Origin of the sequence: Cellulomonas sp. NPDC058312 (genome assembly GCF_042880135.1) — a bacterium.
Lineage (GTDB): Bacteria > Actinomycetota > Actinomycetes > Actinomycetales > Cellulomonadaceae > Cellulomonas.
This window is the reverse complement of record NZ_JBHVZE010000003.1, coordinates 23405-43354: the sequence shown is the minus strand read 5'-3', so window position 1 is coordinate 43354 and position 19950 is coordinate 23405. Positions and strand designations below refer to the sequence as shown.

The window sequence follows — 19950 nt, the reverse complement described above, 5'->3', positions numbered from 1 at the left end:
GGGGCGTCGTGACGGGACGGAGGTCGACGTGGTGGACGGTGACGGGTCGGACGGGGTCGAGGCGAACGGGGTAGAGGCAGACGGGGTCGAGGCGGACGGTGGCGGGCCGGGCGACCGGGTGGACGACGGGCCGACGCCGGGCGGGACGCCCCCGGGCTCCCCGGTCGAGCAGGCGTTCGGCGCCTACCTGGCGGACACGGCCGCACGCGCGGACCGGCTGCGGGCCGAGGCGTCGCGGTCGCTCGTGACCGCCGCGCGGCAGGCGGCCGGACTGGGCTGGAGCCAGCGCCGGATCGCCGCCGCGCTCGGCCGCAGCCAGCCGGAGGTCGGTCGGCTGCTGCGCCGGGTGGACCTCGTCCACGCGCCCGGTGACGTCGAGCTCGCGGACGGGGGTCCGCACGCGCCCACCGACGCACCTGCCCCGGAGACGATGCTCAGCCGGGTCCTCGGACGCCACCGGGACGCGATCGTCGCCACGGCCGCGCGCAACGGCGGGACCAACGTGCGGGTGTTCGGGTCCGTGGCGCGAGGGGAGGACGGGCCGGAGTCGGACGTCGACCTGCTGGTCGACCTCGACCCGGGGACGAGCCTGTTCGACCTCGGGCGGATGGAGGTCGCGCTCGTGGAGATCCTGGGACGCCCCGTCGACGTCGTCCCGGCGCGGATGCTCAAGCCGCGGGTGGCACGCACGGTCGAGGCGATCGCGCTGTGAGGCGGACTGCGGCGGACCTGGCGGACGAGGCGCTGGAGCACCTGGACGTGCTGCGGGAGCACGTCTGGCTCGCAGGGGTGGAGTCGCGCACGGCGATCGACGCGATCTCCCTGCGTCGGTCGAGCGCTCTCGACTGCATCGGCCAGCTGCCGCCGGACGTGCGCGACGCGGTGTGCGACCAGGAGTGGCCGGCGGTGCGCTCGACCCGGAACCGGATCGCGCACGGCTACTCCGTCGTCGACGCCGACGTGATCCGTGCGGCGGTGGCGACCCGGCTCGACGCGCTGGAGGAGCGACTGCGCGTCGTCGCCGCGTCCGGGACGGGGTCGTCGTGACGCGCGCGTCCCCTCCGCCCAGGGTGTGGATGAGGCACGGGTGCGACGGGGGCGACCCCTATCCTGTGGTCCGGCCCGGCCTCGTGCCCGGCCCGAGCACCCAGGACCCGGACCGACCGGGCGTGATCGAGAGGCGTACGCGGTGACTGCACGCGACGAGACCGTCCGACCCGCCACGCCTTCCGGCGACCGACCCGCCGTGCGCGTGGCCCTGCTCGGCTGCGGCGTCGTCGGGACCGAGGTCGTCCGGCTGCTCACGACGCAGGCGCAGGACCTCGCGGCCCGCGTGGGAGCGCCGCTGGAGCTCGTCGGCGTCGCCGTCCGCGACGTGGACGCCCCGCGCGACCCCGTCGTCGACCGGGCGCTGCTGACCTCCGACGCGGACGGCCTGGTGGCGCGCGCGGACGTCGTCGTCGAGGTCGTCGGCGGGATCGAGCCCGCCCGGTCCCTGCTGCTCCGGGCGATCGAGCACGGCGCGGCGGTCGTGACCGCGAACAAGGCCCTGCTCGCCGAGGACGGCCCGACGCTCTACCAGGCGGCCGACGCCGCCGGGGTCGACCTCTACTTCGAGGCCGCGGTCGCGGGTGCCATCCCCCTGGTCCGACCGGTCCGCGAGTCGCTCACGGGCGACCGCGTGCACCGCGTGCTCGGCATCGTCAACGGCACCACCAACTACGTGCTCGACCGGATGGCGACCGAGGGCATGGAGCTCGCGGACGCGGTGGCCGAGGCGCAGGCGCTCGGGTACGCGGAGGCCGACCCGACCGCCGACGTCGAGGGCTACGACGCCGCCGCGAAGGCCGCGATCCTCGCCTCGCTCGCGTTCCACACCCGGGTGTCGATCGACGACGTCGACCGCCAGGGGATCATGTCCGTCACCGCGGACGACGTCGCGTGGGCCGCGCGCACCGGGCACGTCATCAAGCTGCTCGCCATCGCCGACCGGCGCACAGCCGACGACGGCCGGGACGGCGTCCAGGTCCGTGTCCACCCGGCGCTCGTGCCGCTGACCCACCCGCTCGCGGGCGTGCGCGGCGCGTTCAACGCCGTGTTCGTCGAGGCCGAGGCCGCCGGCGAGCTCATGTTCTACGGCCGCGGGGCCGGTGGTGCGCCGACGGCGTCCGCGGTGCTCGGCGACGTCGTGTCCGCCGCGCGGCACCGGGTGCACGGGGGCCGCGGTCCCGCGGAGTCCTGGTACGCGGCGCTGCCCGTGCTGCCCGCCGAGTCGGCGCGGACCCGCTACCAGGTGCGGCTCGACGTCGACGACCGGCCGGGCGTGCTCGCCCAGGTGTCCGCGGTGCTCGCCGAGCACGGCGTGTCGATCGAGGCGGTGCGCCAGTCGCCCGCCGACGGCGCCAGCACCGACGAGGCCCCGGGCGTCGCCCGCCTCGTCATCACCACGCACGAGGCGCCGGAGGCCGCGCTGGCCGCCACCGTCGCCGCGATCGACGACCTCGCCTCCGTGCGCGCGGTCGTGTCCGTCCTGCGAGTCGAGGGAGCCTGATGGCACACCAGTGGCGCGGCGTGATCCGCGAGTACGCCGACCGGCTGCCCGCCCACGTGCAGCAGCACGTCGTGACGCTGGGGGAGGGCGGCACGCCGCTCGTCGAGGCGCCCGCGCTCTCGGCCCTCACCGGCGCGGAGGTGTTCGTCAAGGTCGAGGGGATGAACCCGACGGGGTCGTTCAAGGACCGCGGCATGACCACCGCGATCTCGGCGGCCGCCGGCCGCGGGGCGAAGGCCGTCGTGTGCGCGTCCACCGGCAACACGTCGGCGTCCGCCGCCGCCTACGCCACCGCGGCGGGCATGGTCTGCGCCGTGCTGGTGCCGGACGGCAAGATCGCGATGGGCAAGCTCAGCCAGGCCGTCGCGCACGGCGCGCGCCTGCTCCAGGTCGACGGGAACTTCGACGACTGCCTGGTCGCCGCGCGCAAGCTCGCGGAGGCGTACCCGGTGGAGCTCGTGAACTCGGTCAACCCCGACCGCATCGAGGGCCAGAAGACGGGCGCGTTCGAGATCGTCGACGCCCTCGGCGACGCCCCGGACATCCACGCGCTGCCCGTCGGCAACGCGGGCAACATCACCGCGTACTGGAAGGGCTTCCGCGAGTACGCGGGCCTCGACGCGGGCGCCGAGCACGACGCCGTCGCCACGCACACCCCGATCATGTGGGGCTTCCAGGCGGCCGGCGCCGCGCCGATCGTCGCGGGCTACCCGATCACCGAGCCGGAGACCATCGCGACGGCCATCCGGATCGGCAACCCGGCGTCGTGGACGCAGGCCGAGGCCGCGCGCGACCTGTCCGGCGGCCTGATCGAGGCCGTGACCGACGACGAGATCCTCGCGGCGCACCGCGTGCTGTCCTCCCAGGTCGGCGTGTTCGTCGAGCCGGCGTCCGCCGCGGGCGTGGCGGGCATCCTCAAGCTCGCCGAGCAGGGTCGGGTCCCCGCGGGCGCGCGCATCGTCGTCACCGTCACGGGCCACGGGCTCAAGGACCCGCAGTGGGCGCTGCGCACCGCCGACGGCTCCGACGTCGAGACGACGCGCGTCCGACCGGACGTGGTGGAGATCGCCGCCGCGCTCGGCCTGGGCTGAGCCCGCGATGCGACTGGGATCCGACCGGGCGCGCGTCCGCGTCCCCGCGACGAGCGCCAACCTCGGGCCGGGGTTCGACGCGCTCGGCCTGGCGCTCGCCCTGTACGACGACGTCGAGGTCCGGGCTCTCGGGTCGGCGGACGTCGTCGTGGACGTCGTCGGCGAGGGCGCGGACGAGGTGCCGGGCGGCGAGGACCACCTCGTGGTCCGGGCGCTGCGGCACGCCCTCGACCACGTCGGCGCCCCGCAGACCGGCCTGCACCTGACCTGCCGGAACCGCATCCCGCACGGCCGGGGCCTGGGGTCGTCCGCGGCCGCGGTCGTCGCCGGGCTGCTCGCGGCGCGGGCGCTGGTGTCCGAGCCGGAGTCGCTCGACGACGACGTGGTCCTGCGCCTGGCGACGGAGCTCGAGGGGCACCCCGACAACGCCGCCCCCGCGCTGCTCGGCGGCGCGACGGTGGCCTGGTCGGACACGGAGCCGGCCGGCTCCGGCGTGCACGCGGCACGGCTGCCGGTCGACCCGACGGTGCTGCCGATCGCGGTGGTCCCCGGCACCCGCCTCGCGACGTCGCACGCCCGCGGGGTGCTCCCCGCCCAGGTGCCGCACGGCGACGCGGCGTTCCAGGCGGGCCGGTCGGCGCTGCTCGTCGAGGCGCTCGGCAGGCGTCCCGACCTGCTGCTGCCCGCGACCGAGGACCGGCTCCACCAGGGGTACCGGCGCCCGGTGATGGCCGAGAGCATGGCCCTCGTGGACGCGCTGCGCGCCCGTGGCGTGGCCGCCGTCGTGTCCGGGGCGGGGCCCACGGTCCTCGTGCTGGCGCGGGCAGCGGGTGAGATCGCGGACCCCGCCACCACCCCGACGGACGCGGACGACGCGCTGGAGCGGGTGTTCGGCGGGGCGATGGGCGGCTGGCGCATCGTGCACCTGGGGATCGACCCCACCGGGGCGACCTGGCGCCGCCTGGCCTGAACCCCCGCGGTGCTATGCTGCGGGGGTTCCCCGGACCTCGTCCTGATATCCGCTCAGCCTTCTTCCGGTGCAGCGCCGCTCAGGTGCCCCGCCCCGCGGAAAGGGCCCGGGTCCCACGTGATCCGAGACCGGGAACGTCCAGCCCACCCACGTCGACGCTCCTGCGCGACCGGTGCGGCCACACCAGACGTGCCGGACCCGTTCGAGGGCCGGACACGGATCGCGCCCCCCAACGCGGGTGCCGGTCCCTGACGAGGGGGAAGGGTCCTTCGTGACAGAAACCATCGAGCCCGCCGTGAGCACGGTCTCCGGCGGCTCCACCCGGAGCGGCGCCATCGCGGCGATGCGGATGCCCGAGCTCCAGGCCCTGGCCGCGCAGCTCGGCGTGACCGGGACGTCCCGGATGCGCAAGAGCGACCTGGTCGAGGCCATCACGGCCAAGGACGGCGCCGGCACCGGACGCGCCCGCCGCTCCGCGACCCGCGACGCCGGCCGACCCGAGGGCGACGCCGCCCCCGCCGCCGCGCCGACGTCCTCGGCCTCGACGAGCACCGCGCCGGCGACGGCCCCGTCCGTCCCCGCCGGCGAGGACGCCCCGCGCGCAGGTCGACGCCGCTCCGCGCGCGCCGAGTCCGCGGCGCCGCCCGCCGAGGCCCGCGGCTCCGAGACCCCCGCCTCCGAGACCCCCGCCTCCGAGGCCCGTGGCACCGAGGCGCGCGGCACCGAGGCACGCGGCCGCGCGGTCGACGTGCTCGCCGGGCTGGAGGCCGCTCTCGACAGCCGGCAGCACGCCCAGCCCGCCGAGGACCGGCCCGCCCGCGGGTCGGACGGCGCCGGCGAGCGCCGCTCCCGGCGTGCCGGTCGCGGCGCCGGGGCGCCGACCGTGGACGTCACCCTCCCCGAGGGCCCGACGTCCGGCGGCGACCGCGAGGGCCGCGGCGCGCGCGACGGCCAGCGCCAGCAGCGCACGCAGGACCAGTCGCGGGGGCAGGCCGACGGCGGCCAGCAGCGCGGTCCCGAGCAGCGCACGCAGGACCAGCGCACCGCCGACCAGCGAGCTGACCAGCGCACCCCCGACCAGCGCCCGCAGGACCAGCAGCCGCAGGAGCAGCGCGGCCAGGACCAGCAGGACGACGAGGAGCGCGGCGGTCGTCGCCGGCGCTCCCGCGACCGGTACCGCGACCGGGACGGCCGCAAGCAGCGCGGTCGCGGCCAGCGCGGCACGCTCGCGGGTGACGCGGGCGCCTACGAGGAGATCGAGATCGACGAGGACGACGTCCTGGTCCCGATCGCGGGCATCCTCGACGTCCTCGAGTCGTACGCGTTCGTGCGCACCACCGGCTACCTGCCCGGTGCCACGGACGTCTACCTGCCGCTCGGCCAGGTCCGCAAGGCCGGGCTGCGGCGCGGCGACGCGATCACCGGTGCCGTGCGCGCGCCGCGCGAGGGGGAGGCCCAGCCGCAGGGCCAGGGCGGACGGCCGAACAAGGCCAACGCCCTCGTGCGCCTCGACACGGTGAACGGTATGTCGCCGGACCAGGCGCGTCAGCGCCCGGAGTTCTCCAAGCTCACGCCGCTGTACCCGCAGGACCGGCTGCGCCTCGAGAACGACCCGCACCAGCTGACGCCGCGCGTCATCGACATCGTCGCCCCGATCGGCAAGGGCCAGCGCGGCCTCATCGTCGCGCCCCCGAAGGCCGGCAAGACGATCATCATGCAGCAGATCGCCAACGCGATCACCGCGAACAACCCCGAGGTCCACCTCATGGTCGTGCTCGTCGACGAGCGCCCCGAGGAGGTCACCGACATGGAGCGGACCGTGAAGGGCGAGGTCATCGCCTCGACCTTCGACCGGCCCGCGTCGGACCACACGATGGTCGCGGAGCTGGCGATCGAGCGGGCCAAGCGGCTGGTCGAGCTCGGCCAGGACGTCGTGGTGCTGCTCGACTCGCTGACCCGGCTGTCCCGCGCGTACAACCTGGCGGCCCCGGCCTCCGGGCGGATCCTGTCCGGTGGCGTGGACGCGTCCGCGCTGTACCCGCCGAAGCGGTTCTTCGGTGCGGCGCGCAACATCGAGAACGGCGGCTCGCTGACGATCCTCGCCTCGGCGCTGGTGGAGACCGGCTCCAAGATGGACGAGGTCATCTTCGAGGAGTTCAAGGGCACCGGGAACATGGAGCTGCGGCTGTCCCGGTCGCTGGCGGACAAGCGGATCTTCCCGGCCGTGGACGTCAACCAGTCCGGCACCCGGCGCGAGGAGATCCTCATCGCCCCGGACGAGCTCAAGATCGTCTGGAAGCTCCGTCGGGTCCTCGGCGGCCTCGACCAGCAGCAGGCGATCGAGCTGCTGCTCGGCAAGCTGCGGGACACGCGGAGCAACGTCGAGTTCCTGCTCCAGGTCCAGAAGACCTCGCCCGGCACGGGCGGCAAGAACGACGACTGACGCAGTCGGACGCGGCGGGGCGGTACCTCCACGGGGGTGCCGCCCCGCGGCACGTCCGGGCCCCGGTCAGCGGCGGCGCGTCCGGGCCCGGGTCAGCCGCGGCGCCGCGCCAGCGCCTCGTCGTACCAGGTGAGCGTCTGCCGGGTGATCTCGTCGGCGTCGAACCGCCGCGCCGCCGCGCGCTGCGGCGCCACCGCCGCGACCCGCGCGTCCGCGTCGTCGACCCAGCGCGCCAGCGTGCGGGCGAACGCCGCGGTGTCGCGCGGGTCCACGAGCTGGTCCTCGAGCCCGGCCATCGGCGTGCGGTAGCCGGGGTTGTCGCCGGCGAGCACCACCCCGCCCGCGTCGGCCAGCGCCTCGACCACCGACATCCCGAAGCTCTCGCCGCCGGTGGACGGCAGCGCGACCACGTCGGCACCCGCGAGCAGCGCGGCCTTGTCCTCCTCGGCGACGAACCCGGGGAAGTCGACCCGGTCGGCGATCCCCGCGGCGGCGGCCCGGGCGCGCAGGTCGGCCAGCAGCGGCCCGCGGCCGGCGAGCGTCAGCGTCCAGGGACGGGTGCGCGGCATCGCGGCGGCGGCGTCGAGCAGCTCGCGCGGCCCCTTGCGCTCGACCAGCCGGCCGAGGAACACGATCCGCACGGGCGCGTCCGGGTCGGGCGTGCGCGCGGGTGCGGTGCCGGCGCCGAGCTCGACGGGGCCGCCGATCACCGGCACGTCGCGGCCGTACGCCTCGCGCACCGAGCCGCGCGCGGCCTCCGACAGGGCGCTGATCGCGTCGAACCGCCGCAGCCGCCGTCGCTCCAGGCGGCCGAGCACGCGGATGCCCCACCGGGTCGCCGCGTCCTGCGGGTAGATGACGAACGACCCGACCACCGCGGTCCGCGGACCGGCCGCGGACACCACCCGGCCGGCGAGCACCGGGCTGTACGGCATCGTCACGTGCAGGACGTCGAACGGGACGTCGGCGAGCAGGCGCCGGATCCGGGCGCGGGACGCGGGCAGCGGGGTGCCCAGCCGGTTGCCGTTGAACTTCACCGACACCGTGCGTCCGAGCACGTGCAGGTGCGGCAGGTCGGTGCGGGTCGTGGCGGAGGTCAGGTAGTGCACCTCGTGGCCCAGGGCGGTCAGCCGCCGGCCGAGCGTGAGCACGATCTGCTGCACCCCGTCCGGTCGGTCGAGGCCGTCGTCGATCACCAGGCCGATACGGAGCATGGCGCCCAGCGTAGGGGCGTCGGCGGCGGACTCCGGACCGCCGGGAAGATTTCGCGCCCGGCCGCTGTTCTGGCAGACTGTTCCGTCGGTCTGCGGTTCACGTGTCACGGCTCACGTGCACGACCCGGAGGCCCTTCCCCGAGGAGAACACCTGTGAAGACTGACATCCACCCCGAGTACGTGGTGACCCAGGTGACCTGCACCTGTGGCAACACGTTCACCACGCGCTCCACCTCGACCTCCGGTGAGATCCGGGCCGACGTGTGCAGCGCCTGCCACCCGTTCTACACGGGCAAGCAGAAGATCCTCGACACCGGTGGCCGCGTGGCCCGGTTCGAGGCGCGCTACGGCAAGAAGTCGGCCAACTAGCGACCTCGACGCCGGTGACCGGCGGTCCCTCGCGGACCGCGGTCACCGGCGTCTTCGCATGTCCGGGGCCCTTCCCGCCCCGGTGGGTCGAGGGTGCGTCCCGGCTGCGGCCGGCGGCGCCCGACAGGAGACAGCGATGAGCGACCCGTTCGCCGCAGCACGTCCGTTGCTGGACGAGCACGCCCGGATCGAGCAGCAGCTCGCGGACCCGGCGGTGCACGCGGACCAGGCGCTGGCCCGGAACCTGGGCCGCCGGTACGCCGAGCTCGGCCGGGTCGCGCAGGCGCACGGGGCGTGGCGGGCGGCCGCCGACGACCTGGCCGACGCCCGCGAGCTCGCGCAGGAGGACGAGGCGTTCGCCGCCGAGCTGCCGTCGCTCGCCGCCGCGGAGGAGCAGGCCGCCGAGCGGCTGCGCCGCGTCCTGGTGCCGCGCGACCCCGACGACGCGCGCGACGTCATCCTGGAGATCAAGGCGGGCGAGGGCGGCGAGGAGTCGGCGCTGTTCGCCGGCGACCTGCTGCGGATGTACCTGCGGTACGCCGAGCGCCGGGGGTGGCGGACCGAGACGATCGAGGCGACCGAGTCCGACCTCGGCGGCTTCAAGGACGTCCAGGTCGCCGTGAAGGCGCGCGGGTCGGTCACCGACCCCGCCGACGGCGTCTGGGCGAGCCTGAAGTACGAGGGCGGCGTGCACCGCGTCCAGCGGGTGCCCGTCACGGAGTCCCAGGGCCGGATCCACACCTCGGCCGCGGGCGTGCTCGTGTTCCCCGAGGTCGACGACCCGGGCGAGGTCGAGATCGACCCGAACGACCTGCGGATCGACGTCTACCGGTCGTCCGGGCCGGGCGGCCAGTCGGTGAACACCACCGACTCCGCGGTCCGGATCACCCACCTGCCGACCGGCATCGTCGTGTCGATGCAGAACGAGAAGTCCCAGCTGCAGAACCGCGAGCAGGCGATGCGCGTGCTGCGGGCCCGGATCCTCGCGGCGCGCCAGGAGGAGGCCGCGGCCGCCGCCAGCGCCGCCCGCCGGTCGCAGGTGCGCACCGTCGACCGCTCCGAGCGGATCCGGACGTACAACTACCCGGAGAACCGGATCGCGGACCACCGCACCGGCTACAAGGCGTACAACCTCGACGCCGTGCTGGACGGCGACCTCGGCCCGGTCGTCCAGTCGGCCGTCGACGCGGACGAGGCGGCGCAGCTCGCGGCGGCGGGGGAGCAGGCGTGACGGCGACGGACGCGCCCTCGCTGCGCGCGCTCGTCGAGGGCGCGACCCGGGTGCTCGCCGACGCCGGCGTGGGCTCGCCGCGGCACGACGCGACCGCGCTGGCGGCGTACGCGCTCGGGCTGCCCCGCGTCGACCTCGTGCTGCCGCCCCCGGTGCCGGACGGGTTCACCGAGGAGTTCGCGGACCTCGTGGACCGGCGTCGCCGGCGCGAGCCGCTGCAGCACATCGTCGGGTCGACCGTGTTCCGGTACCTGACGCTGCGGGTCGAGCCCGGGGTGTTCGTCCCGCGGCCCGAGACCGAGGTCGTCGCGCAGGTCGCCGTGGACGAGGCCGCGCGCCTGGCCACCGAGGGCCGCACCCCGCTGGTCGTGGACCTGTGCTGCGGCGCCGGCGGCATCGCCCTGTCGGTGGACACGGAGGTGCCCGGCGCGCGCGTCGTCGCCGTGGACGCCTCCCCGGAGGCCGTCGCGCTGACCCGGCACAACAGCGGCGCCTCCGGCTCGCTCACGATGCGCGTCGAGCTCGGCGACGTCACCGACCCGACCCTGCTGGCCGACCTGGACGGCACCGTCGACGTGGTCGTGTCGAACCCGCCGTACATCCCGCCGGACGCGGTGCCGGTGGACCCCGAGGTCCGCGACCACGACCCCGACCTCGCGCTGTACGGCGGGGGAGCGGACGGCCTGGCGGTGCCACGCGCCGTGCTGGCCGCCGCGGCCCGGCTGCTCGTGCCGGGCGGCCTGCTGGTGATGGAGCACGCGGAGGTGCAGGACGCCGCTGCCCGGGAGGCCGCCGAGGCGACGGGGGCGTTCGAGGCCGTCGAGTCGCGGCCGGACCTGACCGGCCGCCCCCGGATGCTCGTCGCCCGCCGCCGCGCCACGACCCGCCCCGACCCCGGCCCGGGCGAGCCGCGACCGACCGCCCAGCCGGGCGTGGGACACTCGCAGCCGTGACTGCCGCCGCCGCGCTCGACGCCACCGACCCCGCGACCTGGGGCCCGGCCCTCGACGCCGCCGTGCACACCGTCTCGCGCGGTGGGCTCGTCGTGCTGCCGACCGACACCGTCTACGGCATCGGGGCGGACGCGTTCACGCCCGAGGCCGTCGCCGCGCTGCTGGCCGCCAAGGGCCGCGGCCGCCAGATGCCCCCGCCGGTGCTGATGCCGGACGTGCGGACGCTGGACGGCCTGGCGATGGGCGTGCCCGCCGCCGCGCGCGACCTCGCCGAGGCGTTCTGGCCGGGCGGGCTCACGATCATCTGCGTCGCGCAGCCCTCGCTGATGTGGGACCTGGGCGACACGCACGGCACCGTCGCGCTGCGCGTGCCCGACCACCCCGCGGCCCTGGCGCTGCTGAGCCGGACCGGCCCGATGGCCGTGTCCAGCGCGAACCGGACGGGCCAGCCGTCGGCGCTGGAGGTCGAGGAGGCCCGCGAGCAGCTCGGCGACCGCGTCCAGGTGTACCTCGACGGCGGGCGCACGCCGGGGCAGGTCGCCTCGACGATCGTGGACGCGACGGGTGACGGGCTCCGCGTGGTCCGCCAGGGCGCGATCAGCCTCGAGCGGCTCCGTGAGGTCGTGCCGTCGGTGGTGGGTGACCCCGGCCGGTGAGGGCGTACCTGCTGCTGCTGCTCATCGCCGCGGCGGCCACCTACCTGATGACGCCGGTCGCCCGGTGGTGCGCCCTGCGCTGGGGTGCCATCACCGCGGTGCGGTCGCGGGACGTGCACTCGATCCCGACGCCGCGGCTCGGCGGGTTGGCGATGTGGGCCGGGATCATGGTGGGCCTGCTGATGGCCAGCCGGCTGCCGTTCCTGCAGGACGTGTTCGACAACCCGCGCCCGATCATCGGCATCGCCGCCGCCGCCACGATGGTGTGCGCGCTCGGCGTGGCGGACGACATCTGGGACCTCGACTGGATGACCAAGCTGGTCGGCCAGGTGCTCGCCGCGTTCGTGATGGCCTGGCAGGGCCTGACGCTCTACCAGCTGCCGATCGACGGCGTGATCGTCGGGTCCAGCCGGGTGTGGCTCGGCCTCACCGTGCTGACCGTGGTGGTCGCGATGAACGCGGTGAACTTCGTCGACGGGCTGGACGGGCTCGCGGCCGGGCTGATCGCGATCGGCGGCACCGGGTTCTTCCTCTACTCCTACCAGCTGACCCGCGAGGGCTCGCCCGGCGACTACTCGAGCCTGGCGACGCTGATCATCGCGCTGCTGGTGGGCGCGTGCATCGGGTTCCTGCCGCACAACTTCAACCCCGCGCGCATCTTCATGGGCGACTCCGGGTCGATGCTGATCGGCCTGGTCATCGCCGCCGCGGGCATCCAGGTCACCGGGCAGATCGACCTGGCCGTGGTGAACACGCGCCAGTCGTTCCCGGCGTTCCTGCCGATCCTGCTGCCGCTGGCGGTGCTGCTGCTGCCCCTGCTCGACATGGGCCTCGCGGTGATCCGCCGCGTGGGGTCGGGCAAGTCGCCGTTCCACCCGGACCGGATGCACCTGCACCACCGGATGCTCGCCCTCGGCCACTCCCACCGGCGCGCGGTCGTCATCCTGTACGTGTGGACCGCGGTGTTCACCGGCGCCGCGACCGCGCTCGTGTGGTTCTCCACCACCGCCGTGCTGGTGGGCCTGGGCCTCGGCGTCGTCGCGGCGCTGCTGCTGACGCTCGGCCCGCTGCGCGGGCGCACGCCCGGACCACCCGAGACCCCGCGGCACGCCTCCGGGCCGCACCCCCTGCCCGACCACGGACCGAGGACGGACCTGCGATGACGACGACCCCCGAGCCCACCCCCCGACCGGGTGACAGCCCCGAGGCCGCCGCGGTGTTCCGCCGGGCCCTGCGCGACATGGTCGTGCTGGTGGTCGGCGTCGCCGTCCTCGGCTCCCTCGTCGGCTACCTCGTCGCCGGCCTGCCCGGCGTGTGGGGCGCGCTGATCGGCGCGGGCATCGCGCTGGTGTTCTCCGGCGCGACCACGCTGTCGATGCTGAAGACGTCGGGCACCGCCCCGGGCACGATGATGGCCGTCATCATGGGCACCTGGCTCGGCAAGCTGGCCGTGGTCATCGTCCTGCTCGCGGTGCTGCGGGGCATGGACTTCTACGACCGGTACGTGCTCGCCGTCGTCGTGGCGGTGGCCGTGATCGGCTCCGCCCTGCTCGACTACCGGGCGGTCGCGCGCGGCAGGGTGCCCTACGTGACGCCCGCCGGGTCTGGGACCGAGGTCCCGAATACGGACGACCCGGACAGGACCATCTGATTCCGTAGGCTAGGCTTCCAGCCGAACCACCCACGACGGCCGGGTCCCGGTGGCGTGACCCTTCCTGGGAACGCCCGCCGGAGCCTTCGACCTACAGGAGACTGCTCTGTCCAGCCTTGCGACGATCCTGCCGCTCGCAGCCGAAGGCGAGTCCGGGTTCCACCAGCCGTCGATCGCGGAGTTCTTCCCCCCGGCCATCTGGTTCGAGGACACGTTCTACGAGATCAACCGACTCCAGGTCGTGCGCTTCGTCGCCGTGGCCGTGCTGCTCGTGCTCATGGTCGTCGCGGCCCGCCGCGCGCGGCTCGTGCCGCGCCGCGGTCAGAACGTCGCCGAGCTGCTGCTCGACTTCGTCCGCGTCAACGTCGCCGAGGACATCATCGGCAAGGAGAAGGCGCACAAGTACGTCGCCTTCCTCACGACGCTGTTCTTCGCGGTCCTCGCGTTCAACATCACCGGCGTGATCCCGGGCCTGAACATCGCGGGCACCTCGCTGATCGGCCTGCCGATCATGCTGGCCCTCTGGGTCTACGCGATGTACCTCGGCGCCGGCGTCCGCGCCCACGGCCTCGGCGGGTTCCTCAAGAGCTCGCTGTTCCCGCCCGGCGTCCCGTGGCCGCTGTACGTGCTGCTGACGCCGGTGGAGTTCCTCCAGGTGTTCGTGATGCGACCCGCCACGCTGGCCATCCGGCTCATGGCGAACATGGTCGCCGGCCACCTGATGCTGGTCCTCTGCTTCGCGGCCACGCAGTTCCTGCTGATCGACTCGGGCAGCGGCGCGCTGATGCCGTTCGGTGCCCTCACGCTCGTCGGCGGCTTCGCCATCACCCTGTTCGAGGTGTTCGTCGCCGCGCTGCAGGCCTACATCTTCGTCGTCCTGACGGCTGTGTACCTCAGCCAGTCGGTCGAAGAGGAGCACTGACCCAGCACCACCCCGCGCAGGGCCCTCGTGGCCCGGCGCCCCTTGAGACGACCGCCGCCCGACCGGACGGCGGCCAAACGGAAGGAACGAGCACAGCGTGTCTCTTCTCGCGGACCCCAGCGTCATCCTTGCGGCCGAGAACGCCATCTCGGGCAACATCGCGACCGTCGGCTACGGCCTCGCGGTGCTCGGCCCGGGCATCGGCCTCGGCATCCTGATCGGCAAGACCGTCGAGGGCATGGCGCGCCAGCCCGAGGTCGCCGGCCAGCTCCGGACCACCATGTTCATCGGTGTGGCCTTCGTCGAGGTCCTCGGCCTCCTCGGCCTCATCACCGGCTTCCTCTTCACGTGATCGTCGCCGCGCTCCCCGCGGCGAGCATCCAGGCCGCGGAGACCGAGACGGTCGAGGGCTGGCGTCTGCTGGTCCCGGCCAGCTACGACCTCTTCTGGTCGTTCGTCGTCCTCGTCGTCATCGCCGCCGTCTTCTACAAGCTCGTGCTGCCGAAGTTCCAGGCGGTGCTCGACGAGCGCACGGAGAAGATCGAGGGCGGGCTCGCCCAGGCGGCCCACGCCCAGGAGGAGGCTGCCGCGGCGAAGGCCGAGTACGAGCAGCAGCTCCAGGACGCCCGCACCGAGGCCGCGCGCATCCGCGAGGACGCGCGCACCGAGGCCACGGCGATCGTCGCGGAGGCCCGCGACAAGGCGACCACCGAGCAGGCGCGCATCGCCGAGACCGCGCGTGCGCAGATCGAGGCCGAGCGCCAGCAGGCGTCCGTCCAGCTGCGCGCGGACGTCGGCTCGCTCGCCACGGAGCTCGCCTCCAAGATCGTCGGCGAGTCGCTCGCGGACGAGGCGCGTCGGTCGCGCGTCGTGGAGCGGTTCCTCGACGACCTCGACGCCCAGACCACGGCGACCGCGGGTAAGGGGAACTGATGCGCGGGACGAGCCGGGCGTCGCTGGTCGCCGCGGAGGGCCGGTTCGAGCCGGTGCTGCGCGAGGCCGGCACGCAGGGTCGGCTGCTCGGCGAGCAGCTGTTCACGCTGGTCGACGCGCTGGACTCGTCCGGCTCGTTGCGACGCACCCTGACCGACCCGTCGGCGCAGGCCGCCGCGAAGACCGCGCTCGTCACGCGGCTGCTCACCGGCGCGGACCCCCGCGTCGTGGCCGCCGCGGGCGACCTGGTCGCCGCGCGGTGGTCCGCCGAGGCCGACCTCGCGGACGCCGTCGAGCAGCTGGCCTTCTCGGCCGTGCTCGCGTCGGCGGAGGCGGACGGCGACCTGGACCAGGTCCAGGTCGAGCTGTTCCGGCTCGGTCGTGCGCTCGCCGGCCAGCGCGAGGTCCGTCGGCTGCTCTACACCGACACGGTCCACGCCGACGCGCGGGGCGTCCTCGTCGACAAGCTGCTGAACGGCTCCGGGGCCGCAGCGACCCAGGTGCTCGCGCGCCGGGCCGCCGTGGCGCCGCGCGGCCGCCGGTACGTGGCGACGCTGGGTCACCTCGACGACCTCATCGCCGAGCGGCGCAACCGCACGGTCGCGACCGTGACGAGCGCCGCGGAGCTCGACGCCGCCCAGCAGCAGCGGCTCGCCGAGATCCTCGGCCGCGCCTACGGGCGCGACATGCAGGTGCAGGTCCTGGTGGACCCGCACGTGCTCGGCGGCCTGCGCGTGCAGGTCGGCCCCGAGGTGATCGACGCGACGGTGCTCGCCCGGCTGGCCGACGCCCGCCGACGACTTGCCAGCTGACGGCTCCCGCCGGGCCGGCGCACTGACCCAGACCACGTGGGAAGCGCACGCAGGACGCGTGCGACACGACAGGAGAGATGCCATGAGCGAGCTGCAGATCCGGCCGGAGGACATCCGCGCCGCGCTGGACAGCTTCGTCACGACGTACGAGCCGACCGGCGCCGCCGCCGAGGAGGTCGGTCGCGTCACGCTGGCCGGCGACGGGATCGCGCGGGTCGAGGGCCTGCCCGGCGCGATGGCCAACGAGCTGCTGCGCTTCGAGGACGGGACGCTGGGCCTCGCGCTCAACCTCGACGTCCGCGAGATCGGCGTGATCGTGCTCGGCGAGTTCACCGGCATCGAGGAGGGCCAGGAGGTCCGCCGGACCGGCGAGGTCCTGTCCGTCCCGATCGGTGACGCGTTCCTCGGTCGTGTGGTCGACCCGCTCGGCCAGCCGATCGACGGCCTCGGCGAGATCGTCGCGGAGGGCCGCCGCGCCCTCGAGCTGCAGGCCCCCGGCGTCATGGCCCGCAAGTCGGTCCATGAGCCGCTGCAGACCGGCATCAAGGCCATCGACTCGATGATCCCGATCGGCCGCGGCCAGCGGCAGCTCGTCATCGGCGACCGCCAGACCGGCAAGACCGCGATCGCGATCGACACGATCCTCAACCAGAAGGCCAACTGGGAGACGGGCGACCCGGACAAGCAGGTCCGCTGCATCTACGTCGCCATCGGCCAGAAGGGCTCCACGATCGCCGCCGTCCGCGGCGCGCTCGAGGAGGCCGGCGCCCTGGAGTACACGACGATCGTCGCGTCCCCCGCGTCCGACCCGGCCGGCTTCAAGTACCTCGCGCCCTACACCGGCTCGGCCATCGGCCAGCACTGGATGTACGGCGGCAAGCACGTCCTCATCGTGTTCGACGACCTGTCGAAGCAGGCCGAGGCCTACCGCGCCGTGTCGCTGCTGCTGCGCCGCCCGCCGGGCCGCGAGGCGTACCCGGGCGACGTGTTCTACCTGCACTCCCGCCTGCTGGAGCGTTGCGCGAAGCTGTCCGACGAGCTCGGTGGCGGCTCGATGACCGGTCTGCCGTTCATCGAGACCAAGGCCAACGACGTCTCGGCGTACATCCCGACCAACGTCATCTCCATCACCGACGGGCAGATCTTCCTGCAGTCGGACCTGTTCAACGCGGACCAGCGCCCGGCCGTCGACGTGGGCATCTCGGTGTCCCGCGTCGGTGGTGCCGCGCAGGTCAAGGCGATGAAGCAGGTCTCCGGCACGCTGAAGCTGGACCTCGCGCAGTACCGGTCGCTCGAGGCGTTCGCGATGTTCGCGTCCGACCTGGACGCCGCGTCCCGCGCCCAGCTGACCCGGGGTGCGCGCCTGATGGAGCTGCTCAAGCAGCCCCAGTACTCGCCGTTCGCGGTCGAGGACCAGGTCGCCTCCATCTGGACGGGCACCAAGGGCAAGCTCGACGACGTGCCGGTGGAGGACGTCCGCCGGTTCGAGTCCGAGCTGCTCGACCACCTGCGCCGCAACACCTCGGTCCTGACGACCATCGCGGAGACCGGCAAGCTCGGCGACGACCTCGAGGCCGAGCTGGCCGCCGCGGTCGACGCGTTCCGGTCGAACTTCCTCAAGCACGACGGCTCGCCGCTCATCGGCGGGGAGTCGGACGACGAGGAGACCGTGGTCGAGCAGGAGCAGATCGTCCGCCAGAAGAAGGCCTGAGCATGGCCGGACAGCAGCGGGTCTACCGGCAGCGGATCAAGTCGACCCAGGCGCTGAAGAAGATGTTCCGCGCCCAGGAGCTGATCGCCGCCTCGCGCATCGGTCGTGCGCGCGCCCGGATGGCCTCCGCGGCGCCGTACGCCCGGGCGATCACCCGCGCGGTGTCGGCCGTGGCGACGCACTCCGACGTGCGGCACCCGCTGCTCGCGGAGCGTCACGACACGAACCGCGTCGCGGTGCTGCTCATCGCCTCCGACCGCGGCATGGCCGGCGCCTACTCGGCGTCGGTCATCCGCGAGACCGAGCGGCTCGTCGAGAAGCTCGAGCAGGAGGGTAAGGAGGTCGCGCTCTACGTGAGCGGCCGCCGTGCCGAGTCGTACTACCGGTTCCGGAACCGCGAGCTCGCGGCCGCCTGGACCGGCCAGTCCGACGCCCCGACCTCGGACCTGGCGGAGGAGGTCGCGGACACGCTGCTCGCGGCCTTCGACGCGGCGCCCGAGGACGGTGGCGTGGGGGAGCTGCACATCGTGTACACGCAGTTCGTGAACATGGTCAGCCAGCGCCCCCAGGTCATCCGGATGCTGCCGCTCGAGGTCGTGGAGGGGGTGGCACCGGCCGGTGACCACGAGGCCCTGCCGCTGTACGACTTCGAGCCGAACGCCGCCGAGGTCCTGGACGCCCTGCTGCCGCGGTACGTCCGCAGCCGCATCTTCTCCTGCCTGCTGCAGGCCGCCGCGTCGGAGCTCGCCTCCCGCCAGCGCGCCATGCACACGGCCACGGAGAACGCCGAGGACCTGATCCGCATGTACACGCGACTGGCGAACCAGGCCCGCCAGGCCGAGATCACCCAGGAGATCAGCGAGATCGTGTCGGGCGCCGACGCGCTCGCCTCCTGACCCGCACGCACGACCCGAACCAGCCCGCCGGCTCCCCGGCGGACGACCGAAGGCAGGCAGACATGACCGCGACCACCGTCGACGCGAAGGACACCACCGCCACGCCGGGCGTGGGCCGCGTCGCCCGTGTGATCGGGCCCGTCGTGGACATCGAGTTCCCCGCGGACCAGATCCCCGACATCTACAACGCGCTGACCGTGCACATCGACATGTCCGGTCAGGGCGAGGGCGAGACCCAGGGCGGCTTCACCATGACGCTCGAGGTCGCCCAGCACCTCGGCGACTCGCTCGTGCGCGCCATCGCGCTCAAGCCCACCGACGGCCTCGTCCGCGGCGCCCAGGTGCAGGACACCGGCGCGCCGATCAGCGTGCCCGTCGGCGACATCACCAAGGGCCACGTCTTCAACGTGACCGGTGAGGTGCTGAACCTCGCCGAGGGCGAGAAGTTCGAGGTCACCGAGCGCTGGCCGATCCACCGCAAGCCCCCGGCCTTCGACCAGCTGGAGTCGAAGACCCAGATGTTCGAGACCGGCATCAAGGTCATCGACCTGCTCACGCCGTACGTGCTCGGCGGGAAGATCGGCCTGTTCGGCGGTGCGGGCGTCGGCAAGACGGTCCTCATCCAGGAGATGATCCAGCGCGTCGCGCAGGACCACGGCGGTGTGTCGGTGTTCGCCGGTGTCGGCGAGCGCACCCGTGAGGGCAACGACCTCATCGTCGAGATGGAGGAGGCGGGCGTCTTCGACAAGACCGCCCTCGTCTTCGGCCAGATGGACGAGCCGCCGGGCACGCGTCTGCGCGTCGCCCTGTCCGCCCTGACGATGGCGGAGTACTTCCGCGACGTGCAGAAGCAGGACGTGCTGCTGTTCATCGACAACATCTTCCGGTTCACCCAGGCCGGCTCCGAGGTGTCGACCCTGCTCGGCCGCATGCCGTCCGCCGTGGGCTACCAGCCCAACCTGGCCGACGAGATGGGCCTCCTGCAGGAGCGCATCACCTCGACCCGCGGTCACTCGATCACCTCGCTGCAGGCGATCTACGTCCCCGCGGACGACTACACCGACCCGGCCCCGGCCACGACGTTCGCGCACCTGGACGCCACCACGGAGCTCTCCCGCGAGATCGCGTCGCGCGGTCTGTACCCCGCGGTGGACCCGCTGGCGTCGACCTCGCGCATCCTCGACCCGCGGTACGTGGGCCAGGAGCACTACGACGTCGCCACCCGCGTGAAGTCGATCCTGCAGCGCAACAAGGAGCTCCAGGACATCATCGCGATCCTCGGTGTGGACGAGCTGTCGGAGGAGGACAAGACGGTCGTCGGCCGTGCGCGTCGCATCCAGCAGTTCCTGTCGCAGAACACCTACATGGCCGAGAAGTTCACGGGCGTCGTGGGCTCGACCGTCCCGGTGTCCGAGACGGTCGAGGCGTTCCAGAAGATCGCCGACGGCGAGTTCGACCACATCGCCGAGCAGGCCTTCTTCAACATCGGCGGCCTCGAGGACCTCGAGCGCAACTGGGCCCGCATCCAGAAGGAGTACGGCGTCTGA

The 19950-nt window shown here is 73.9% G+C and carries 20 protein-coding genes; 19 read left to right on the top strand and 1 reads right to left on the bottom strand.

The window, feature by feature from the left end:
- The first annotated feature begins 28 nt into the window (after nucleotides 1-28).
- From ACFVXN_RS09110 to rho, 6 genes are all read left to right on the top strand, one after another.
- Complete coding sequence (locus tag ACFVXN_RS09110) at nucleotides 29-712, top strand: nucleotidyltransferase domain-containing protein (protein ID WP_389230662.1); 684 nt, start codon at nucleotides 29-31, stop codon at nucleotides 710-712.
- Nucleotides 709-1047, top strand: a complete 339-nt coding sequence (locus ACFVXN_RS09105; RefSeq protein ID WP_389230659.1) for a HepT-like ribonuclease domain-containing protein — start codon at nucleotides 709-711, stop codon at nucleotides 1045-1047. The genes ACFVXN_RS09110 and ACFVXN_RS09105 overlap by 4 nt, the downstream gene beginning before the upstream one ends.
- A 142-nt stretch (nucleotides 1048-1189) precedes the next feature.
- Nucleotides 1190-2551 carry a homoserine dehydrogenase gene (locus tag ACFVXN_RS09100; RefSeq protein WP_389230655.1) on the top strand — a complete coding sequence of 454 codons (1362 nt, stop codon included), beginning with the start codon at nucleotides 1190-1192 and terminating at the stop codon, nucleotides 2549-2551.
- Entirely contained in the window at nucleotides 2551-3642 is a 1092-nt protein-coding gene (gene thrC, locus ACFVXN_RS09095; protein WP_389230652.1) for a threonine synthase, read from the top strand. Before ACFVXN_RS09100 ends, thrC begins: the two co-directional genes overlap by 1 nt.
- 7 nt (nucleotides 3643-3649) lie before the next feature.
- Entirely contained in the window at nucleotides 3650-4612 is a 963-nt protein-coding gene (gene thrB / locus ACFVXN_RS09090) for a homoserine kinase (protein ID WP_389230649.1), read from the top strand.
- A gap of 271 nt (nucleotides 4613-4883) precedes the next feature.
- Nucleotides 4884-7055 carry a transcription termination factor Rho gene (rho, locus tag ACFVXN_RS09085; RefSeq protein WP_389230646.1) on the top strand — a complete coding sequence of 724 codons (2172 nt, stop codon included), beginning with the start codon at nucleotides 4884-4886 and terminating at the stop codon, nucleotides 7053-7055.
- Nucleotides 7056-7147: 92 nt separating this feature from the next.
- On the opposite strand, the gene ACFVXN_RS09080 is transcribed toward rho, so the two are convergent.
- Nucleotides 7148-8269, bottom strand: a complete 1122-nt coding sequence (locus ACFVXN_RS09080) for a glycosyltransferase family 4 protein (RefSeq protein WP_389230643.1) — start codon at nucleotides 8267-8269, stop codon at nucleotides 7148-7150.
- A 153-nt stretch (nucleotides 8270-8422) separates the two neighbouring features.
- Between ACFVXN_RS09080 and rpmE the strand changes: the two genes are divergently transcribed.
- From rpmE to atpD, 13 genes are all read left to right on the top strand, one after another.
- Nucleotides 8423-8638 (top strand): 50S ribosomal protein L31, encoded by a 216-nt coding sequence (gene rpmE, locus ACFVXN_RS09075; RefSeq protein ID WP_389230640.1) that lies wholly within the window; start codon nucleotides 8423-8425, stop codon nucleotides 8636-8638.
- Nucleotides 8639-8774: 136 nt separating this feature from the next.
- Complete coding sequence (prfA, locus tag ACFVXN_RS09070) at nucleotides 8775-9869, top strand: peptide chain release factor 1 (RefSeq protein ID WP_389230637.1); 1095 nt, start codon at nucleotides 8775-8777, stop codon at nucleotides 9867-9869.
- Nucleotides 9866-10822, top strand: a complete 957-nt coding sequence (gene prmC / locus ACFVXN_RS09065) for a peptide chain release factor N(5)-glutamine methyltransferase (RefSeq protein WP_389230634.1) — start codon at nucleotides 9866-9868, stop codon at nucleotides 10820-10822. The genes prfA and prmC overlap by 4 nt, the downstream gene beginning before the upstream one ends.
- Complete coding sequence (locus tag ACFVXN_RS09060) at nucleotides 10819-11478, top strand: L-threonylcarbamoyladenylate synthase (protein WP_389230631.1); 660 nt, start codon at nucleotides 10819-10821, stop codon at nucleotides 11476-11478. Before prmC ends, ACFVXN_RS09060 begins: the two co-directional genes overlap by 4 nt.
- Complete coding sequence (locus tag ACFVXN_RS09055; protein WP_389230628.1) at nucleotides 11475-12641, top strand: MraY family glycosyltransferase; 1167 nt, start codon at nucleotides 11475-11477, stop codon at nucleotides 12639-12641. Before ACFVXN_RS09060 ends, ACFVXN_RS09055 begins: the two co-directional genes overlap by 4 nt.
- Nucleotides 12638-13129: a hypothetical protein gene (locus ACFVXN_RS09050; RefSeq protein ID WP_389230625.1), complete on the top strand. Its 492-nt coding sequence runs from the start codon at nucleotides 12638-12640 to the stop codon at nucleotides 13127-13129. Before ACFVXN_RS09055 ends, ACFVXN_RS09050 begins: the two co-directional genes overlap by 4 nt.
- A gap of 64 nt (nucleotides 13130-13193) precedes the next feature.
- Nucleotides 13194-14051, top strand: a complete 858-nt coding sequence (gene atpB / locus ACFVXN_RS09045) for a F0F1 ATP synthase subunit A (RefSeq protein WP_389232556.1) — start codon at nucleotides 13194-13196, stop codon at nucleotides 14049-14051.
- 97 nt (nucleotides 14052-14148) lie between these two features.
- Entirely contained in the window at nucleotides 14149-14403 is a 255-nt protein-coding gene (atpE, locus tag ACFVXN_RS09040; protein WP_275406264.1) for an ATP synthase F0 subunit C, read from the top strand.
- Complete coding sequence (locus tag ACFVXN_RS09035) at nucleotides 14400-14984, top strand: F0F1 ATP synthase subunit B (protein ID WP_389230622.1); 585 nt, start codon at nucleotides 14400-14402, stop codon at nucleotides 14982-14984. The genes atpE and ACFVXN_RS09035 overlap by 4 nt, the downstream gene beginning before the upstream one ends.
- The gene (locus tag ACFVXN_RS09030) at nucleotides 14984-15796 is read left to right on the top strand and encodes a F0F1 ATP synthase subunit delta (RefSeq protein ID WP_389230619.1); all 813 of its coding nucleotides are present in this window, start codon (nucleotides 14984-14986) and stop codon (nucleotides 15794-15796) included. Before ACFVXN_RS09035 ends, ACFVXN_RS09030 begins: the two co-directional genes overlap by 1 nt.
- 82 nt (nucleotides 15797-15878) lie before the next feature.
- Nucleotides 15879-17507 carry a F0F1 ATP synthase subunit alpha gene (gene atpA, locus ACFVXN_RS09025; protein WP_389230616.1) on the top strand — a complete coding sequence of 543 codons (1629 nt, stop codon included), beginning with the start codon at nucleotides 15879-15881 and terminating at the stop codon, nucleotides 17505-17507.
- Between the two features lie 2 nt (nucleotides 17508-17509).
- Entirely contained in the window at nucleotides 17510-18403 is an 894-nt protein-coding gene (locus ACFVXN_RS09020; RefSeq protein ID WP_389230613.1) for a F0F1 ATP synthase subunit gamma, read from the top strand.
- 62 nt (nucleotides 18404-18465) lie between these two features.
- Nucleotides 18466-19950 carry a F0F1 ATP synthase subunit beta gene (gene atpD / locus ACFVXN_RS09015; RefSeq protein WP_389230610.1) on the top strand — a complete coding sequence of 495 codons (1485 nt, stop codon included), beginning with the start codon at nucleotides 18466-18468 and terminating at the stop codon, nucleotides 19948-19950.

Bases quoted from the DNA above. Each gene is read 5' to 3' on its own strand.
- thrC (WP_389230652.1), top strand. From the start codon at position 2,551: ATGGCACACCAGTGGCGCGGCGTGATCCGCGAGTACGCCGACCGGCTG.
- thrB (WP_389230649.1), top strand. From the start codon at position 3,650: ATGCGACTGGGATCCGACCGGGCGCGCGTCCGCGTCCCCGCGACGAGC.
- ACFVXN_RS09080 (WP_389230643.1), bottom strand. From the start codon at position 8,269: ATGCTCCGTATCGGCCTGGTGATCGACGACGGCCTCGACCGACCGGAC.
- prfA (WP_389230637.1), top strand. From the start codon at position 8,775: ATGAGCGACCCGTTCGCCGCAGCACGTCCGTTGCTGGACGAGCACGCC.
- ACFVXN_RS09050 (WP_389230625.1), top strand. From the start codon at position 12,638: ATGACGACGACCCCCGAGCCCACCCCCCGACCGGGTGACAGCCCCGAG.
- ACFVXN_RS09030 (WP_389230619.1), top strand. From the start codon at position 14,984: ATGCGCGGGACGAGCCGGGCGTCGCTGGTCGCCGCGGAGGGCCGGTTC.
- atpA (WP_389230616.1), top strand. From the start codon at position 15,879: ATGAGCGAGCTGCAGATCCGGCCGGAGGACATCCGCGCCGCGCTGGAC.
- ACFVXN_RS09020 (WP_389230613.1), top strand. From the start codon at position 17,510: ATGGCCGGACAGCAGCGGGTCTACCGGCAGCGGATCAAGTCGACCCAG.
- atpD (WP_389230610.1), top strand. From the start codon at position 18,466: ATGACCGCGACCACCGTCGACGCGAAGGACACCACCGCCACGCCGGGC.